Raw genomic sequence first — 15,653 nt, forward strand, 5'->3', positions numbered from 1 at the left:
TAATAATTATCGACACCATAATGGAGCCAGCATGAAAATAAACGTTATCACAACGATTTTGGCTTTAACCTTGTTCCAAGTCAATGTTGCCAAAGCGGCCGAATACATTATTGGGGCCGACTTTTCTCCAACATTTAATTACGATGATAATGTTGAGTTGCGTGAAGAGGAAGAAGGTAGTTTTGTTACCAAGCTTACACCCACATTGTTACTATCAAGAGCCGTTGAAAATGCGTCTATCAGTATGGATGTTGGCTATCGGTTAGAACGTTTTGCCAGCTTGTCAGAGCTGGATCGGCAAGATCCTTTTGCAAATATAGCTGGCAGCTACAATACAGAACGAAGCAATTACGGATTGAATGCTGGCTATTCTGAAAGAGCACAACGTGCAATCGCTGATGAAGATACCGGTGATTTTGCGTCTAATGCAACGGTAACATCAAAATCATTGGCACCAAGTTATCAATATCAATTTACTGAACGTGATTTTGCCTATACCAGTTTTAGTTATAATGAAAGTACGTACGATACAAGCCGCTTCAGTGATACTGAAACTATGTCATTCACAGGTGGATGGCGCAGAAATTTGTCAGAACGTTTGACTGGCGGCCTGGCACTGACATATTCACAGTATGAATCTGAATCAGAGTTTATTGAATCAGAATATGACAGTTACAATTTTAGTGTCACTAGTACTTACATGATGAGTGAACGCTGGTCGTTTTCAGGACAGGTGGGGTATCGTACAACAGATAGTGAAACACAATCACTTTTTGGTGGGCCAAGCCAAACTGACCGTAGTGCGGGATCATTATTTAATTTTACTGCTAATTATCTTGGCGAACTGAATACGTTAACATCTTCGTTGTCTCGTTCACTTAATCCTTCTGGTGAAGGGGTGGTCAATGAAACTGACCGGCTATCCTTTACTTGGATCAGAAATATTGCAGAAACGTTGTCGTTATCTGTTAACACCACCTACCAGGAAACGCAGTCTGTTGATGAGCTAAGTAACACAGAGAGAGAATATCTTACTTTCTCGCCATCGCTCAACTGGCAACTCCAGAGAAACCTTGCCCTGAAGATGGGGTATCAGTATCGCCAACAAAAAGGCACCAGTTTTGGTGGCTTTAATACAACTGGTGACAAAGTCGACAGTAATATGGTTTTCCTCACGGTAAACTACGATTGGGATGGCTTGCGTTTTTCGCGATAACTTTAAGAGTACATAATGGAAGAAGAAGTCAAAAGCCTACGGGATTATTTGGATATCCTGTGGAGACGTAAATACTGGATTGTAATTCCAGCAATAATTCTGATGATTGGCACAGTAGTATTCACATACTCACTTCCAGAAAGCTTTAAATCTGAAGGTCTAATTCTCATTGAATCTCAGGAAATTCCACAAGATTTGATACGCACCACCGTAACCAGTTATGCAGATCAGCGTATTGAAGTTATCAAACAACGACTTCTTACTACCAATCGGATTATGCAGATTGTTGAAAAACATAATCTTTATCCAGAGCAAAGAAAAAGCTCTCCCATTACTGCGCCGATTGTAGAGTTATTTAAAAACAATGTCAGCGTGGATATTATTCAGGCAAATGTCACCGACCCCGCCAGTGGCCGGGCTAAAAGAGCTAGCATTGCCTTTACAGTATCGTTTATGGATCAGTCACCACAAAAGGCACAACAGGTAGCCAATGAGCTGGTTACCGAGTTCCTAAATGAGAATGCTAAAGCCAGAACCGATCGTGCCGAGGACACCACCCAGTTTTTGAAACTGGAAGGTGACAGAATGCAGAAAGAAATTCAGCAAACAGAGAAAGAAATTGCAGAATTTCGTGATCAATACAGTGATAGCCTTCCCGATATGCTTGATTACAACCTGACCACGGTTCAGAACATACAGGAAGAAATTTCGTCAATACAAAACCAAATCATGGTGCAAAGCGATCAAATGACCACAATGGGATTACAACTTTCGATGATTCCCAAGCAAGCCACGGGTACAACCGGTAATGCTGCAGGTCAACCCTCCGCACTGATGGCCGCTTTACAAGAGCTGCGTGCTCAATACCGTTCGATGCAAAGTAAATATTCGGCTAATCATCCTGACTTACAACGCGTAAAACGGGAAATAGATGCACTTGAGGCAGAATTAGGTGTCAATGCATCTCCTCGTGAAGAAGTTGAAATGCAATTGAGTTCTGCAAGAAGTAATTTGCAAACACTTAAACAGCGTTATGCTGCAGAGCACCCTGATGTAAAATCAGCAGAAGCAGAAATTACCCGTCTGGAACAACGATTGTCGGATCTGCCTGAAGATGATACCAATGCTGAAGCACAAACCGCTAGTGGTTCAACTAACCCAGTATATATAGAAGTCAGCGCCAAAATCGATGCAACAGAAAGAGAGATTGGCCGTTTACGAGAAAGGCAGACAGACTTACGTGAGAAACTGGCGGAATATGAAAACCGTGTTTACCAGACCAATCAGGTGCAACGCGCTTATCAGGATCTGACCCGTGACCGTGAAAATAAACTGGCTAAATATCAAGAACTACGAGCCAAGCAATTAGAAGCAGAACTGGCACAAACACTCGAAACAGAGAACAAGGGCGAGAACTTTACCCTGATCGAGCCGCCCCAAGTTTCCAATACCGCTGAAAAGCCAAATCGTCAGAAACTCATAGCGATGGGATTTGTAGGTTCGGTTGGTGCCGGAGTAGGGCTGGCCATTCTTGTTGAAATGTTATTTGGTGGTGTACGTGGTTATACACAAATTTCACGAATTGTTGGGAAACCGCCAATTGTTGTTATTCCACTTATTAAAACCGATCAACAAAAACGCCGTAAGAGACGAATCATCTACAGTCTGATCGTTTTAGGAATTATCCTCGGACTATGTGCAGTCATAATATTCCATTTTTATGTAATGAACCTGGAAGTATTATGGTTCAAAGTACTGAATAAGCTTAGCTTGCTGTAACAGCAGTATCAACAATTAATACGGTAGTTTAATTATGGATAGAATTCAGAAAGCGCTTGAAAAAGCCAAGCTGCGGCATGCTCAGAAACCTGAGCCAATCAGAGTAGAACCAACCAAATCTGATGATAGGGCTTCACAACACGAAGATCCATTAACAGCACCCATTGAGTCGATATCGTATTCCCAGACAAAAGTGGTGAACGTTCCAAATCATCAGCTTGAACGTAAACGAATCATTGCCGGTTTCTACAATAATCCGCAATCAGCCGTGTTCAGAATGTTACGTACACAGGTACTGAAACAAATGCGTAGTAATCGCTGGCAAACGCTGGCCGTTACCTCTCCAACAGCCGGGGAGGGCAAATCAGTTGTGGCAGCCAATCTAGCTATGGCAATAGCCATGGAGCTCAATCAAACCGTTTTGCTGGTAGATATGGACTTGCGTAACCCGAGTATCAGTAATTATTTTGGTCTCAATGCACAGGTAGGCCTCAAAGATTATCTGTCGGGTGACTTAAAACTTTCTGAGGTTTTAATCAATCCGGGTATCAAACGATTGGTCATATTACCGGGCGTCGGTAGAGCAGAAGATTCTGCTGAACTGCTTTCCAGCCCCAAAATGGCCAGTCTGGTGGCTGATATTAAATCCCAATATGATTCCCGGGTCATTATTTTCGATGTGCCGCCAGTTTTGCAAACCGATGATGTGTCGCTTGCAGCAAGCTACTTTGACAGTACATTGCTTGTACTCGAAGATGGTAAAAATACTGAATCTAATATCACTAAATCTTTACAGATGCTTGAAGGTTCACACTTGCTTGGTACGGTGGTAAATAAATCCGCCAGTCCTCCCGAACATCAACACTATTAATCTATGTATACAGAACATTTTGGTCTTACGCATAAGCCCTTTAACCTGGTACCCGACCCTCAGTTTCTCTACATGAGCCCAAACCATAAAAAAGCGCTCACCATGTTGGAATATGGTTTGATGAGTCATGCTGGGTTTACAGTGGTGACAGGAGAAATCGGTGCGGGTAAAACAACGCTTATACGGGCTTTGCTTGGGAAAATTGATGATGATTGTGTGATTGGTCTTATCAATAACACCCATGAATCATTTGGTGAGCTGATGGTATGGGTACTGGATTCGCTTGAAATAGAGTCCAGTGCGACAGATAACGCGGGTCGCTATCGTGATTACATTAATTTTGTTGTTGAACAGCATGCCCAGGGTAGGAGGGTAGTATTAATTGTCGATGAAGCGCAAAACCTGTCAGTTCAGGCACTAGAAGAATTACGGCTGTTATCCAATGTAAATATCGACTCGGATATTTTCCTACAGCTAGTGTTAACCGGTCAGCCTGAATTAATCGAAAAACTGAACCGACCAGAACTCGTGCAATTTGCTCAGCGGATTGGGGTAGAGTTCCATCTTAAAGCGCTTAGCTATCCTGAAACACAGAACTACATTGAATACCGTTTGGAAGTAGCTGGTGCTAAACACAAAATTTTCAGTAATGAAGCCTGCGCTGTGATTTATTGTTATAGCGAAGGAATCCCCAGACGTATTAATAACCTCTGTGATTTTGCTTTGGTTTATGCCTTTGCCGATGATAAAAAGGAAATTGATGTCGCATTAATACAGGATATGATGCGGGACAAAAAGTCCTCTCGTATTGTGGAAACCAAGGCTTCAGAAAACCCTGATGTAAAACGTGTTAAAAGCTGGTTATTGGAGCAGCATAATATTCAGATAGTTTAATTTAATCGGGAATTTTTCACTGATAACCGAAATTGTTTCTTTTTGTGATAAGTATCACGATTTAGTACTTACTAAGTTATTAATATCTATCCATCTCCACAATATAGGAGATGAAGACATCGAAATATCTAAATCCTTTAAAAAGCCTCTGCCCCCAGAGGCTTTTTGGCCCGACTGAAAGGTCGGGTTTTTTTTGGGGCTTACCAAAGGACAAATTCGTTTCTTAATATCAGGTGAAAGCAAGAATTTTTGCTTGCGAGGTCACAAGTTCTTGTTCAAAAATCAACTAATTGGGAATGTGTGAATTTGGTCACCTTTATTTGTGTAGTATGTACATATCATTCAACACGTATCATCTATATTCATAAAGGGGGGCGATGATCATGAAAAAAATAATTCTTCTTTTTTCAATATTTTTAATCAGCACATTCAGTACTATTTCTCAAGCTGAGAACTTCTATGTCTGTGATTCCAATGGGAACGACAAGTTTGATGGCCGTAGCGAATCCAAACCATTTAAATCCTATGACAAAGCTATAGCCTACTTTAACCAATTAGAGGCAGGTGGCGAGTTACTCTTTTGTAGGGGTGGCAAGTTTTTAGCTACACAACAATCAAGACTTTACAATAAAAATTGTTCAGTAGAGTCTCCTTGTAAAATTGGTGCTTATGGCAATACAAGTAAGAGTAGGCCATTAATTGTTCCAAATAAAGTTGATGGTATAAATTTTGAAAATAGTGGTGATGCTAGAGCTGATGGTGGATATATCGTAGAAAATATAATACTTATCTCAGATAGTTATAGCCATGCAGGGATTCGACTTTACAATGACGTTGACGATTTAACAGTTAAAAATGTTCATCTTGAAGGTTTTAATGTAGGTTTTTATATGGCTGGATCAAACAAACCTTTACCTGGATCTAATAAAGCTAACGATAGAATTGTATTACGTGATTCGATTATTATTAAAAATAAAAAACAGGGGATGCTTGGTGCATGTAATGATTGTTTAATTGAAAATAATAATTTCGAATCTAATGGTGCTTCACCAAATTTAGATCATAATATCTATCTTGCTAAAAGTGGTGAGCCTGCAAGAGGAATAACAATACGAAATAATACACTTTATAGATCAGCTTTCGTTGATGGTAAATGCCAAGGGGTCTCACTCGTTGGGCACGGACTTCTTGAAGATGTATTAATTGAAAATAATATAATTAAAGAAGATGTAGGCGCAGTTGCTGGTAACTGTTGGGGAATAAGTATCGATCCAGGATATGCATGGGATGAATCTTTCAAAAATATCACGATTAGAAACAATAAATTGATTAATGTAGGTAGTCATGCAATTGGTTGTGCATCGTGTGATGGTGTTTTAATAGAAGGTAATGAAATCATTGATGAAGGTACAGTTGTAGGTGCAGGAATTAAAGTTCCTGTTCGGGAAGAAAATACAACGAAGTCAAGAAATGTAGTTATAAGAAACAACAAAATAATAGTTAATCACGAAACTGCTGTCGGTATTGCTATAGGTGGAGAGCACCGTGCAACCGTTACAGGAAATACTATTACATTACCAACATCAACTAGAACAACATGCTTTAAAAGAATTGAAGCAAATATAGATACGGACATTACAAATAATGTGTGTAAATTACATAGTGGTGTATCTATTGATGATGAATTTATTATACAACCTGTTGTTGAGCAGATTGATAGTCCTGAGTTAACAACAAACTCACCTGAAATTGACCAAAGTGAAATTGTTCAACTACCTAATCGTTCTCAAGAACCAGTCTTATCAGAAACCATTTCGAAGGTAGATGAGCCAATTTTAGAAAACCAAAACCCATTAACTTATACACGCTCGATTACCGCTTCAGAAGCGACTCAGCCGCTTGTAGAAAGTATTGAGAGCAAAGAAGAGGCACCGACAAAAGGTGGTCGCCTTGCTAGTTTGGGCACGAGTAGTTCTTCTGAAAGTAATCCTGTTAGTGATACTCTGAACAACGCTGAGGATGTTTCCGAGAGCATAGCAGCTTTTTCTTTGCCCACCCATAGACAATTGACTGAATCAACGCCTTTGGTAACTGATACTAATTCTTCTCAATCTGAAGTGAATGCAGCACCCACATATACAAGAGCGATAGTAGATGATAATTCAATTAGTTTAAAAGATGTCCAAGAAGCCTCAAGGATAGATCATTCAAACATCGAAATAACTCAGTGTCGTGCTTATAGCGGATCAAGATGTTTAATGCGATAGACACAAAAGCATTACTTTATTGTCAATAAAACACAAAAACCGCGATGTTAAAGCCATCGCGGTTTTTTTTCGTAAAAAATTTAGGTTTAATTTGTAGTAGACTCCGCTAAAACTGACAGACAGTGACCTTTCCCCTGAATTAGTACCATTCCTTTGATGAGATTTGGTTACTTTATGCTGCATGTTTTGCGTATTCAACTGGTGGCATGTAATTCAATGAGCTATGCGGTCGGACGTGGTTGTAATGCTCCCGCCATAAATCAATTTCATATTTGGCTTCGTCCAGTGTTCTAAACCAGTGTTGGTTAAGACATTCATTCCTGAATTTGCCATTAAGACTTTCTACAAACGCATTCTGTGTCGGCTTGCCAGGCTGTATGAACCCTAAACGGATGCCACTTTCTTTACTCCAGAAAAACATCGCTTTACTAGTGAATTCAGTGCCATTATCACAGACGATTTTGGCAGGTTTATCCCGTTGCTCAGTCAGTTGGCCAAGGAACCTGGCGACTTGTCTGCCACTGATTGAAACTGAGACAAGCTGACCCACCATTTCCCGTGAATAATTGTAATCCCCCCATTAATAACCGCAATTAAAAGTAGAGGGTTAAGCTGGACTCAGCAAATACCTTGGCGGTACGCGACCAATTGCTGAGTTTGGCCGTTCATTATTGTATGTCCAAAGCCATTGTGTGGCGAGCAGCTGTGCCTGTTCAACAGACTCAAATAAATGTAATTCAAGCCATTCGTGACGTACGGTTCGGTTAAAGCGTTCGACGTAAGCATTCTGTGTTGGCTTACCCGGCTGGATATACATCAGGGTGATCTTCTGGTTATTTGCCCAATCAATCAGCACCTGACTGATGTTTTCCGGACCATTATCACATCGTATTGCAGCAGGCTTACCACGCCACTCCATGACCTGTTCTAATGACCGAATAACTCGCTGGCTCGGCATAGAAAAGTCCACATCAATACACAAGCCTTCGCGGTTATAGTCATCAATGACGTTGAATGTACGAAACTTACGACCGTTATCCAGTGCGTCAGACATAAAATCCATCGACCATACCTGGTTCATGCCAGTCGGAACGCTCAGTGCATCAGGTTTATCCCGTTTAATCCGCCGCCGGGGCTTAATGCGTAAGTTCAGTTCTAACTCACGGTATAAGCGATAAACACGTTTATGGTTCCAGCTAAATTTTTTAACATTACGTAAATGATCGAAACACAAACCAAAGCCCCAGCGTTTATTAGCAGTGGTTAAACGTAATAGCCAATCAGCAATAACGGCATTTTCGTTGGATAGCTTGGCTTGGTGGCGATAACAGGTTTCACTGATCCCGAAGATCTCACAGGCAAGGCGAATACTAAGGCCGAGTTTGGCGACGACCTGCTGCGCCATCTCTTTACGCAGAGATGGCTTTACCACTTTCCCTCAAGTGCCTCCTGGCGGATCTGCGATTTCAAGCATTCCTCAGCATACATTTTCTTCAAACGGCGATTTTCATCTTCAAGCTCTTTGAGGCGCTTTATCATTGCGGTGTCCATGCCGCCATACTTCGCTCGCCATTTGTAAAAGGTGGCACTACTGATGCTGTGCTCTCGACAAAGATCTTGAACACTTATCCCTGCTTCGTTTTGTTTGAGGATCGCCATGATCTGGCTATCTGTAAATTTTGATGTCTTCATGCAGAATCTCCTGCGCTTTAGTTTACGAGAAAATTCTACTTTTGAACTCAATTATTTATTGGGGGGATTACATAATCATCTACTACATTAAGAACGCGAAACCGCCGACCATTACTTAGTTGATCAGAGACAAAATCCATTGACCACCGTTGATTTGGTGCTGACGGTATTTCGAGTGGTTGCTTTGGTCGGGTTAATTTCTTACGTTTCTTGGTACGAACCTGCAGCCCTTCTTCGGTATACAGTCGGTAGGTATGCTTTTTATTCACCATGTCAACGGCAATCCAATTTTGACCCCCTAAGAGGGTAATTCAGCAATCTAATTTTGACAATGGCTTTGATGATTTGTTCTTCGCTGTAACGTTTTTTCATTTTGAGATCTCCAACTCCTATAGTTTATTGGAAATCTCATCAATGTCATGGTCTTAAATTTGGGGGAAAGGTCAGTTTTAAAAAGGTAGTATTACTAATTTTAATTTTAAAAAAATAATTAAAATTTCAATTTATCTTCAATAAGCACAAAAAAATTATTAACTTGTTCGTCTGTAAGCTCTGTTCTCCAATCTAATTTACTTACTGGTAATCCTATTTTTATATGTTTTAAAAATTGATCTATGTTCGTTCGACTATTCATAACAGATTTCATAATAAATGTAGGACCTGCATTCAACCCTGATGCTTTATCAAATTCGGATTTTAATAAAGAATTTTTTTCCAGTATCCATTGAAATAAATAGAATGCTAAAAAGTAGGTGGGATGCACTTTAGTTTGTTTGTTGTAATAAGTTGAAAGTGCATTTTCCCAAGCCTTTATTAATAAGTTTTCTGGCGTTGAAGCGATAAACCAATTTTCAATAAGTCTATCGGGACCAGGATTTCGAAACATAAAAAGCCCTGAATAAGCAAGAAGAGGCAACCAATCATTTAACGGTCGATGGCAGTACGTCGTTGCATCAGCCCATACCCCACCGTATTTATTTAAAAGTTTAAGTCTTAAAAGATTCGCATAGTACCTTACAGGCAAACATTCAGGCAGGCTGGGCATTTCTAAGAATTGAGAGAGTGATTCAGAGTCAATTATTGTTATCTCCCAATCAGGATTATGTTTTATCCAGCTCTCAATACAGTTTTTAACGATAATAGGCGCATTATCTTCACCTTGTTCCCAATAAATCCAAACTTTCTTCGGGATTTCGTTAAAGCTGTATTTATCTAAGTGAGTATCTATCCCCTTATTACGGTCATCAAGTACTATTTTAAAAAAATGTTTATTTTTTAAACCAAGTTTTTTTGCATACAATTCAAACTGTGGATTTTTGATGAAAAAATTAAAAAACCAATTATTGAATTTAATTGTGCTCTTGGCCTTATTCTTTATAGCTTGAGTAAATGTCATTTTGTTTCCAGTAAATATTTATTTAACAAGTGCTTTATAGCCAATCGAATATGATGGAAGTTGCTATAAGAATTATAAATAGTAGAAAAAAATCCAGCTTCCAAAACCATAAATTAAATTTCTTAATATAGTAAATTTCAAAAATATAAAAAAGAAGAGCAGAAACTGAAATTCCTGTAATAATTCCTATCGCGTCCCAGTATAAGCCACCAATTATCATACTCAATATTAATAATATTGCTTTAATACTTGTTGTATAAGCAAATAGTCTTGGTTTATTAAACCCTAGATAAAATGGGCCAACATTAGTTGCAATTTGAACTGCTGTACCTAGCGCAAGAATTTGTAACATCCACCCTGCCTCTAAGTATCTTTCATCATAAAGAATACTAATAATATACTGCCCAAAAAAAGCTAATATTAGTATCATTGGCAACAATGATAGAACGATCATAATTTTTGTTTTAAAAATCTTATTTCGTATTTCATTTGTTGGTTCATTTTGGATAATTGAATATATAGGAAATAGTATCATCCTATTTAAAGAGAAAAGTATTGTTTTTGGTACTTGTGCAAGTGTAATGGCAATTGTATAGATGCCAAGCTCTGACATCGATAACATTTTGCCAACAATTACTTTATCAATTTGATTAGCTAGAAATCCTACTAAACTGCTTACAAATATCCATTTACCAAAGTTAATGATGTCCATAAAGGCCTCTTTATCGATCTCGAATCGATGCTTATATCCTTTATTTAAATATATATGTCCTACATAAACTCCAATAGCACTAGATATCAAACTACCCCACGCTAGAGCCCAAACTGATTTGTAATAGTAAGCAAAAATAATAGTCAATATAATGTTAACTACTTGTGTGCCAGTATTAACTATAGACAATCGAAAAATTTTAATTTCTCGATTACCTATCGCAATAGATGTTGACGCAAAGCCTTTAATTGCTAATGTAATTCCTAAAACCGAAATTAATGGGAAAAGTATCGGTTCTTGGTACATTAGAGACATCGGGTAAGCGATAGCGCAAGCAAAAAGCCAAAGAATAAAACCTCGGCCAATCTGAGTTACCCATGCCGTATTCCTAAATGTTGGGGTGGTACCTTTTGGATTTTGTACGATTGATTGACCAACACCGATATCACTTAACATAGATAAACCAACAAGTACAACTGTCGCTAATGCCATAATACCGAATGCTTCTGGAAATAAAAGTCTAGTTAAAACAATGTTAGAAGCAAGTCTTAAAAGTTGTTCAAAGCCATATGTTGCAAACGTTATTGATGAGCCTCTTAAAGCTCTAGCTTTAAGACGCTCTCCTGAAAAATGTTTTGTTATAAAGTGCACGATTTCTCTTTGAATGAATTAAAAAAACTCTTTACTTTTCATCTTCCATGGTTTATCTCTAAGAATAAATAAAATTTAACCTGGATCGATCTTTAGCAGTTTGAATAAATAATAAATGAACTTAGCCAAAGATTTCGGGTGCCATTTAATATGATAGCTGAGAATGGTCTTCCACCATCTTAAGCGATGTTTCAAAAGCCTTTCCTTCAGTAGAAATCTAATATTTTTGTCATTTTTAATATGGGGGCTTCTTTTGAGTTTATTAACTAGTTTAACTGCATAATAATGCAACTTTAAAGGGTTTTTTGTAATAGAGTTGGCTACTGGTCGATAAACCGCATATCCACCACTAGTCCGAACTACCTTTCCCCCAGATAAAATTATTTTCAGCCGTAAACCTGAATCAGCAAAACCTCGCATGTCTTCGTCGTAACCGTTAAACTTCCTTATCGTAATAGATCGCTACATTTCACAAGCAGGAAAAGGCGGTGGATACAATAAGAATAATTTTAATGGCGTATCAGGACAATCTGGCCAATTACACTCTTTGACAGAAGTTAATTGGCCATCCTCATCAACTGAGGTCGAATTAGCACAATATATATCAACATTAGGCCATTTCTTAGCTGTATAAATATGTTGTTCAATAATATCGGTGGAAAGCCAATCATCTGAATCTAAAAAAACAATGAATTCTCCTTGAGCTGATGCAAAACCTGTATTTCTTGCTGCACTGACCCCTTTGTTAGTTTGTGCAATCAGTTTTACTTTTTCCCCATATTCTTTTATTACCTGAATCGAGTTATCTGTAGAACCATCATCAACTACAATAATTTCGATATTTGAATAGGTTTGAGCTAAGGCGCTATCAATAGCATCTTTTATTTCAGTTTTCCGATTAAAACATGGGATTACAATACTAACTAAAGGTAAATTTGTCATACATATTTCTCTATTAATAATTTCATGTAGCAAACTGACTAATATAAGTTTTTAACTCAAAGTTTAGCTGTTGAAGCTTTTCATACTGCGCAAAAAGGATATCATCTTTGTTTGCTAGTATATTAAAGATGCTATTTTCGATGTCTTTTTTGGAATCAATATATACAATAGTTTTATCGAGACCATAAGAAGTCAGTAGATCAATAATTTTTTTATGAGAGCGGGATAATAATGGGATAGTAAGGATGCCATTAATCATTGCAGGAAGTATTACATGAAGTCGATTACTGATGACATATTGACAATCATTAAAGAGTTCTTGGTAATAGTTTTCTTTTTGTTGTTTATTAATTATTTGAATAATTGGTTTATTGATTATTTTGGATGAAAGTTTAAGGTTAAATTCATCGTCTTCTTCAACTTGTGAATAAAAATAGACTTCTGATTCTGTCTCTAGCAAATCTAGTATTAATGGCAATTTTTTTACTATTTCTAGGGAATAGTCAGAAGAATAATTGTTATCCGGCGTGTTTTCTCTAAAACTTACTATTGTTTTACGTCCCTTAAAAGAAGGTTTTTTGATGGGAAGCAGGCAAGCCATATCTGGTGTAAAGAAGGCTTTTGCGTGATATTTATTTATAAAAGTAAGACTTGAATTGTCCCTCACACCTATGCTTTTATAGATATTGAATTGATATGGATCTACTCTAGCATCGATAGATATACTCAATACATGCCTTTCAGTAATTAACGAATTTAAAATAAATTCGACTAGCTTTTTTTGAAATCAGGTTTGGGTAAGTTTTCTACATGGACTCGGGCGCATGGTGGATCAATTAACAAGACTTTCTTACCTTTGAGACGAGTGAAAGCTATTAAAGCGAGAGCTTTACGTAATCGTAAGGGGGAGGCGCAACTATTTCTGGCTTAGTGCTGATATAAAAAACTGGACCGCTTTTCTGTAATTCCGTGTAAAGTAAATACGAAATCAATTGATCGCCGAAATTATCGTTCCTATTATTGAAGTTCAGTAATATCAATTAGCTTCCCTTAGGTATTGTTCAATGCAACATTATGCTTTATGAAATATAAAATCTAAATTTGTACATACATATTGAGCCCCAATAAGCAAAACGATTACACTGAAAGCCTGTTGATGATAAGGTCATTGTGATAGAGCATCATCTTAATGACATAGAGGTAATGTTCAGCCTCCTCCTTAACAGGGAGTTCTAATGTTAAATTGATTTTGGTAGCCAAATTTTGAAAATATTATATATCCAATATGCAGGCGATTTTCATGAAGCATACAATCGACTTATAGTTGAAAATGGCAAAGAAAATTATTATGGGCAAACATATTCGGTTGAATATGTAGTTAAACAAGTAAGAGATGGGAACAATGTATTAGTTTTAGTTTTACATGGCTCAGAATCTGATATTACATTACTCGAACCTAATTTGAAAGCTTCAAATTATGGAGGTCGAAACGTTTACAAACGTTTATTTTCAGATATCTCAAAGTTTATGCCGGATAGAGTTATCCTTCGTATACCAGATCCTAAGATATTACGTTTTTTAAGACGGGGGAAATTTAAGACCTTTCCAGTTTTTGCTGATTCCTTTGAGTCTTTTGGAGCATTTCGAGGCCAAATACTTAAATTTTTGCTTTCATACGAATTAAAAAACAAGCATATCTCCTATATTGGCAATCATCAAATCAACCCTTCAAAATCTTTAATGAAACTGGGCGTACCTGCCAAAAATATCGTTCCATATGATTGGCCGCATAATGATTCTCCCAGTAATTGGCAAAAATCTATACCTGAGGATATTTCAAGCAAAAAGTTAATGCTTTTCTTTGCTGGACAATTGAAAGTTGAAAAAGGGTTAGAAGAGTTAATACGTGCTGTAAAGTTATTGCGTAATACAGATAAACAAGTGCAACTTGATATTGCTGGTAATGGGAATATAGATTATTTTAAAGTTTTGGGTCGTAAGTTAAATATTGAATCCAACATTAATTTCCTGGGTTCAATAGATCATCAAAATGTACTTGAATATATGAATGCTGCAGATATTGTTGTTGTTCCAAGCCGACATGAGTATCCAGAGGGTCTTCCAATGACGATCATGGAGAGCTTGATGGTCCATACACCTGTCATAGTTTCTGATCATCCAATGTTTGTTGGCAGAGTAGGAACGAAGGGGGAGTAGTATTTTTTAGGCAAAAAGAACCTGAGGACTTAGTGTATCAATTACAAAAATTAGTTTCTGATTTTAATTTATACGAGCGTACTTGCATTGCTACTACAGCAGAATGGCATGCTCTAGAGCTCAAATTTAAATGGGGAAACATGATTGATGAATGGTTATTTAATGATGGAAAATCGCGTCTTGAGATGCATTCATTAAATTCTTATGAATTAATAGATAGTTTATATTCTTAATTATATGGCGAATTGGCTTCAGACGAAAAGTTATATATGTGCCTGGTAAGAGATGATACTGACCATTTGTAGATTAGCTTTATTTTCAATCTATTGTGAGTGTATATTCTCGCCCAACATTTCCATAGAAATTGTTATGGATAAAGATAGGCATGTTGAACTGACTTGTTACCGAAAATCAATTTTGGATATTGTTGTTAGCTTTCTTATCTTAAACTGTTAACTAGTCGAACAAAGCATTTATTAGTAGAGTAATCAATACTGAATTAAAAATTTTTATCGAAAGCAACTATCTTTATATAGATATTGATCCAATCCCTGTTTCAAATTGATTTGTAATTTTAATAATAGAGCAGATATTTCTATGGTGAATGATGACCTTTACTCAAGATTTTATTTTTTTTTGGATTATGAAAAAGAAATTTTGAAAAGAGGAATTTAATTTGCTAGGAGGATACTTTAATTCTGCCGTCACTTTGTTAAAGATAGTCCAGCCATAAGAGCGTTTTTCCAACTTTGGCATGAGGTGTAGTCGCAAAACTATTATTTTGGATTTCACAATGATGAACCTGCCATGCATGAAGTACTACGCAAAAACAAAGTTAAGGTTGAAACTTGGAATTTTAAATAAAATGCTTATTCCTATTCATAAAGTTACACCGGTTAAAGCGACAAAAATCTATCATTACATACAGTACTACCCATTTCCACACAATCATTAGAGATATGAAATAGAATAGTGAGACCGATTATGAATTGTTTGATAAAGTGATCAAATAAAAA

The 15,653-nt window shown here is 37.3% G+C and carries 12 protein-coding genes and 2 pseudogenes; 7 read left to right on the forward strand and 7 right to left on the reverse strand.

Going from position 1 to position 15,653, the window contains the following annotated elements; translation table 11 throughout:
• The first annotated feature begins 31 nt into the window (after positions 1-31).
• From AC08OG_RS05505 to AC08OG_RS05525, 5 genes are all read left to right on the forward strand, one after another.
• Positions 32-1,216 carry a hypothetical protein gene (locus AC08OG_RS05505; RefSeq protein WP_482930243.1) on the forward strand — a complete coding sequence of 395 codons (1,185 nt, stop codon included), beginning with the start codon at positions 32-34 and terminating at the stop codon, positions 1,214-1,216.
• Between the two features lie 15 nt (positions 1,217-1,231).
• Complete coding sequence (locus AC08OG_RS05510) at positions 1,232-2,995, forward strand: GumC family protein (RefSeq protein WP_482930244.1); 1,764 nt, start codon at positions 1,232-1,234, stop codon at positions 2,993-2,995.
• Between the two features lie 34 nt (positions 2,996-3,029).
• The gene (locus tag AC08OG_RS05515; RefSeq protein ID WP_482930245.1) at positions 3,030-3,866 is read left to right on the forward strand and encodes a polysaccharide biosynthesis tyrosine autokinase; all 837 of its coding nucleotides are present in this window, start codon (positions 3,030-3,032) and stop codon (positions 3,864-3,866) included.
• 72 nt (positions 3,867-3,938) lie between these two features.
• Entirely contained in the window at positions 3,939-4,760 is an 822-nt protein-coding gene (locus AC08OG_RS05520) for an ExeA family protein (RefSeq protein ID WP_482930246.1), read from the forward strand.
• 383 nt (positions 4,761-5,143) lie between these two features.
• Complete coding sequence (locus AC08OG_RS05525) at positions 5,144-7,027, forward strand: right-handed parallel beta-helix repeat-containing protein (RefSeq protein WP_482930247.1); 1,884 nt, start codon at positions 5,144-5,146, stop codon at positions 7,025-7,027.
• A gap of 172 nt (positions 7,028-7,199) precedes the next feature.
• On the opposite strand, the pseudogene AC08OG_RS05530 reads toward AC08OG_RS05525, so the two are convergent.
• The 7 genes and pseudogenes from AC08OG_RS05530 to AC08OG_RS05560 all read right to left on the reverse strand — a co-directional run.
• Positions 7,200-7,595, reverse strand: a pseudogene (locus AC08OG_RS05530) (integrase core domain-containing protein); the annotation flags it as partial.
• A 39-nt stretch (positions 7,596-7,634) separates the two neighbouring features.
• Positions 7,635-8,719 (reverse strand): IS3 family transposase gene (locus AC08OG_RS05535; protein ID WP_482929752.1). Its coding sequence is split into 2 segments (ribosomal slippage): positions 7,635-8,458 and positions 8,458-8,719, totalling 1,086 coding nucleotides; the frame shifts between segments, so codons are not numbered across the junction.
• Positions 8,720-8,790: 71 nt separating this feature from the next.
• Positions 8,791-8,985 (reverse strand): annotated as a pseudogene (locus AC08OG_RS05540) (IS3 family transposase); the annotation flags it as partial.
• Positions 8,986-9,209: 224 nt separating this feature from the next.
• Positions 9,210-10,115 (reverse strand): capsular polysaccharide synthesis protein, encoded by a 906-nt coding sequence (locus tag AC08OG_RS05545; RefSeq protein WP_482930248.1) that lies wholly within the window; start codon positions 10,113-10,115, stop codon positions 9,210-9,212.
• A 34-nt stretch (positions 10,116-10,149) separates the two neighbouring features.
• On the reverse strand, positions 10,150-11,478 hold the full coding sequence (locus AC08OG_RS05550) for an oligosaccharide flippase family protein (RefSeq protein WP_482930249.1): 1,329 nt from the start codon (positions 11,476-11,478) through the stop codon (positions 10,150-10,152).
• 462 nt (positions 11,479-11,940) lie between these two features.
• Positions 11,941-12,420 carry a glycosyltransferase family 2 protein gene (locus tag AC08OG_RS05555; RefSeq protein WP_482930250.1) on the reverse strand — a complete coding sequence of 160 codons (480 nt, stop codon included), beginning with the start codon at positions 12,418-12,420 and terminating at the stop codon, positions 11,941-11,943.
• Between the two features lie 22 nt (positions 12,421-12,442).
• Entirely contained in the window at positions 12,443-13,150 is a 708-nt protein-coding gene (locus AC08OG_RS05560; RefSeq protein ID WP_482930251.1) for a polysaccharide pyruvyl transferase family protein, read from the reverse strand.
• Positions 13,151-13,683: 533 nt separating this feature from the next.
• On the opposite strand from AC08OG_RS05560, the gene AC08OG_RS05565 reads away from it, so the two are divergent.
• Both AC08OG_RS05565 and AC08OG_RS05570 read left to right on the forward strand, forming a co-directional pair.
• Positions 13,684-14,637, forward strand: coding sequence for a glycosyltransferase (locus AC08OG_RS05565; RefSeq protein ID WP_482930252.1), 954 nt, complete (start codon positions 13,684-13,686; stop codon positions 14,635-14,637).
• A 32-nt stretch (positions 14,638-14,669) separates the two neighbouring features.
• On the forward strand, positions 14,670-14,870 hold the full coding sequence (locus tag AC08OG_RS05570; protein WP_482930253.1) for a hypothetical protein: 201 nt from the start codon (positions 14,670-14,672) through the stop codon (positions 14,868-14,870).
• The last annotated feature ends 783 nt before the right edge of the window (positions 14,871-15,653 follow it).

This window comes from Methylophaga sp. F7 (assembly GCF_056863975.1).

What these genes read in the sequence shown, in the direction of transcription:
- AC08OG_RS05525 (WP_482930247.1), top strand. Translation starts at nt 5,144, where the DNA reads ATGAAAAAAATAATTCTTCTTTTTTCAATATTTTTAATCAGCACATTC.
- AC08OG_RS05505 (WP_482930243.1), top strand. Translation starts at nt 32, where the DNA reads ATGAAAATAAACGTTATCACAACGATTTTGGCTTTAACCTTGTTCCAA.
- AC08OG_RS05515 (WP_482930245.1), top strand. Translation starts at nt 3,030, where the DNA reads ATGGATAGAATTCAGAAAGCGCTTGAAAAAGCCAAGCTGCGGCATGCT.
- AC08OG_RS05555 (WP_482930250.1), bottom strand. Translation starts at nt 12,420, where the DNA reads ATGACAAATTTACCTTTAGTTAGTATTGTAATCCCATGTTTTAATCGG.
- AC08OG_RS05520 (WP_482930246.1), top strand. Translation starts at nt 3,939, where the DNA reads ATGAGCCCAAACCATAAAAAAGCGCTCACCATGTTGGAATATGGTTTG.
- AC08OG_RS05510 (WP_482930244.1), top strand. Translation starts at nt 1,232, where the DNA reads ATGGAAGAAGAAGTCAAAAGCCTACGGGATTATTTGGATATCCTGTGG.
- AC08OG_RS05545 (WP_482930248.1), bottom strand. Translation starts at nt 10,115, where the DNA reads ATGACATTTACTCAAGCTATAAAGAATAAGGCCAAGAGCACAATTAAA.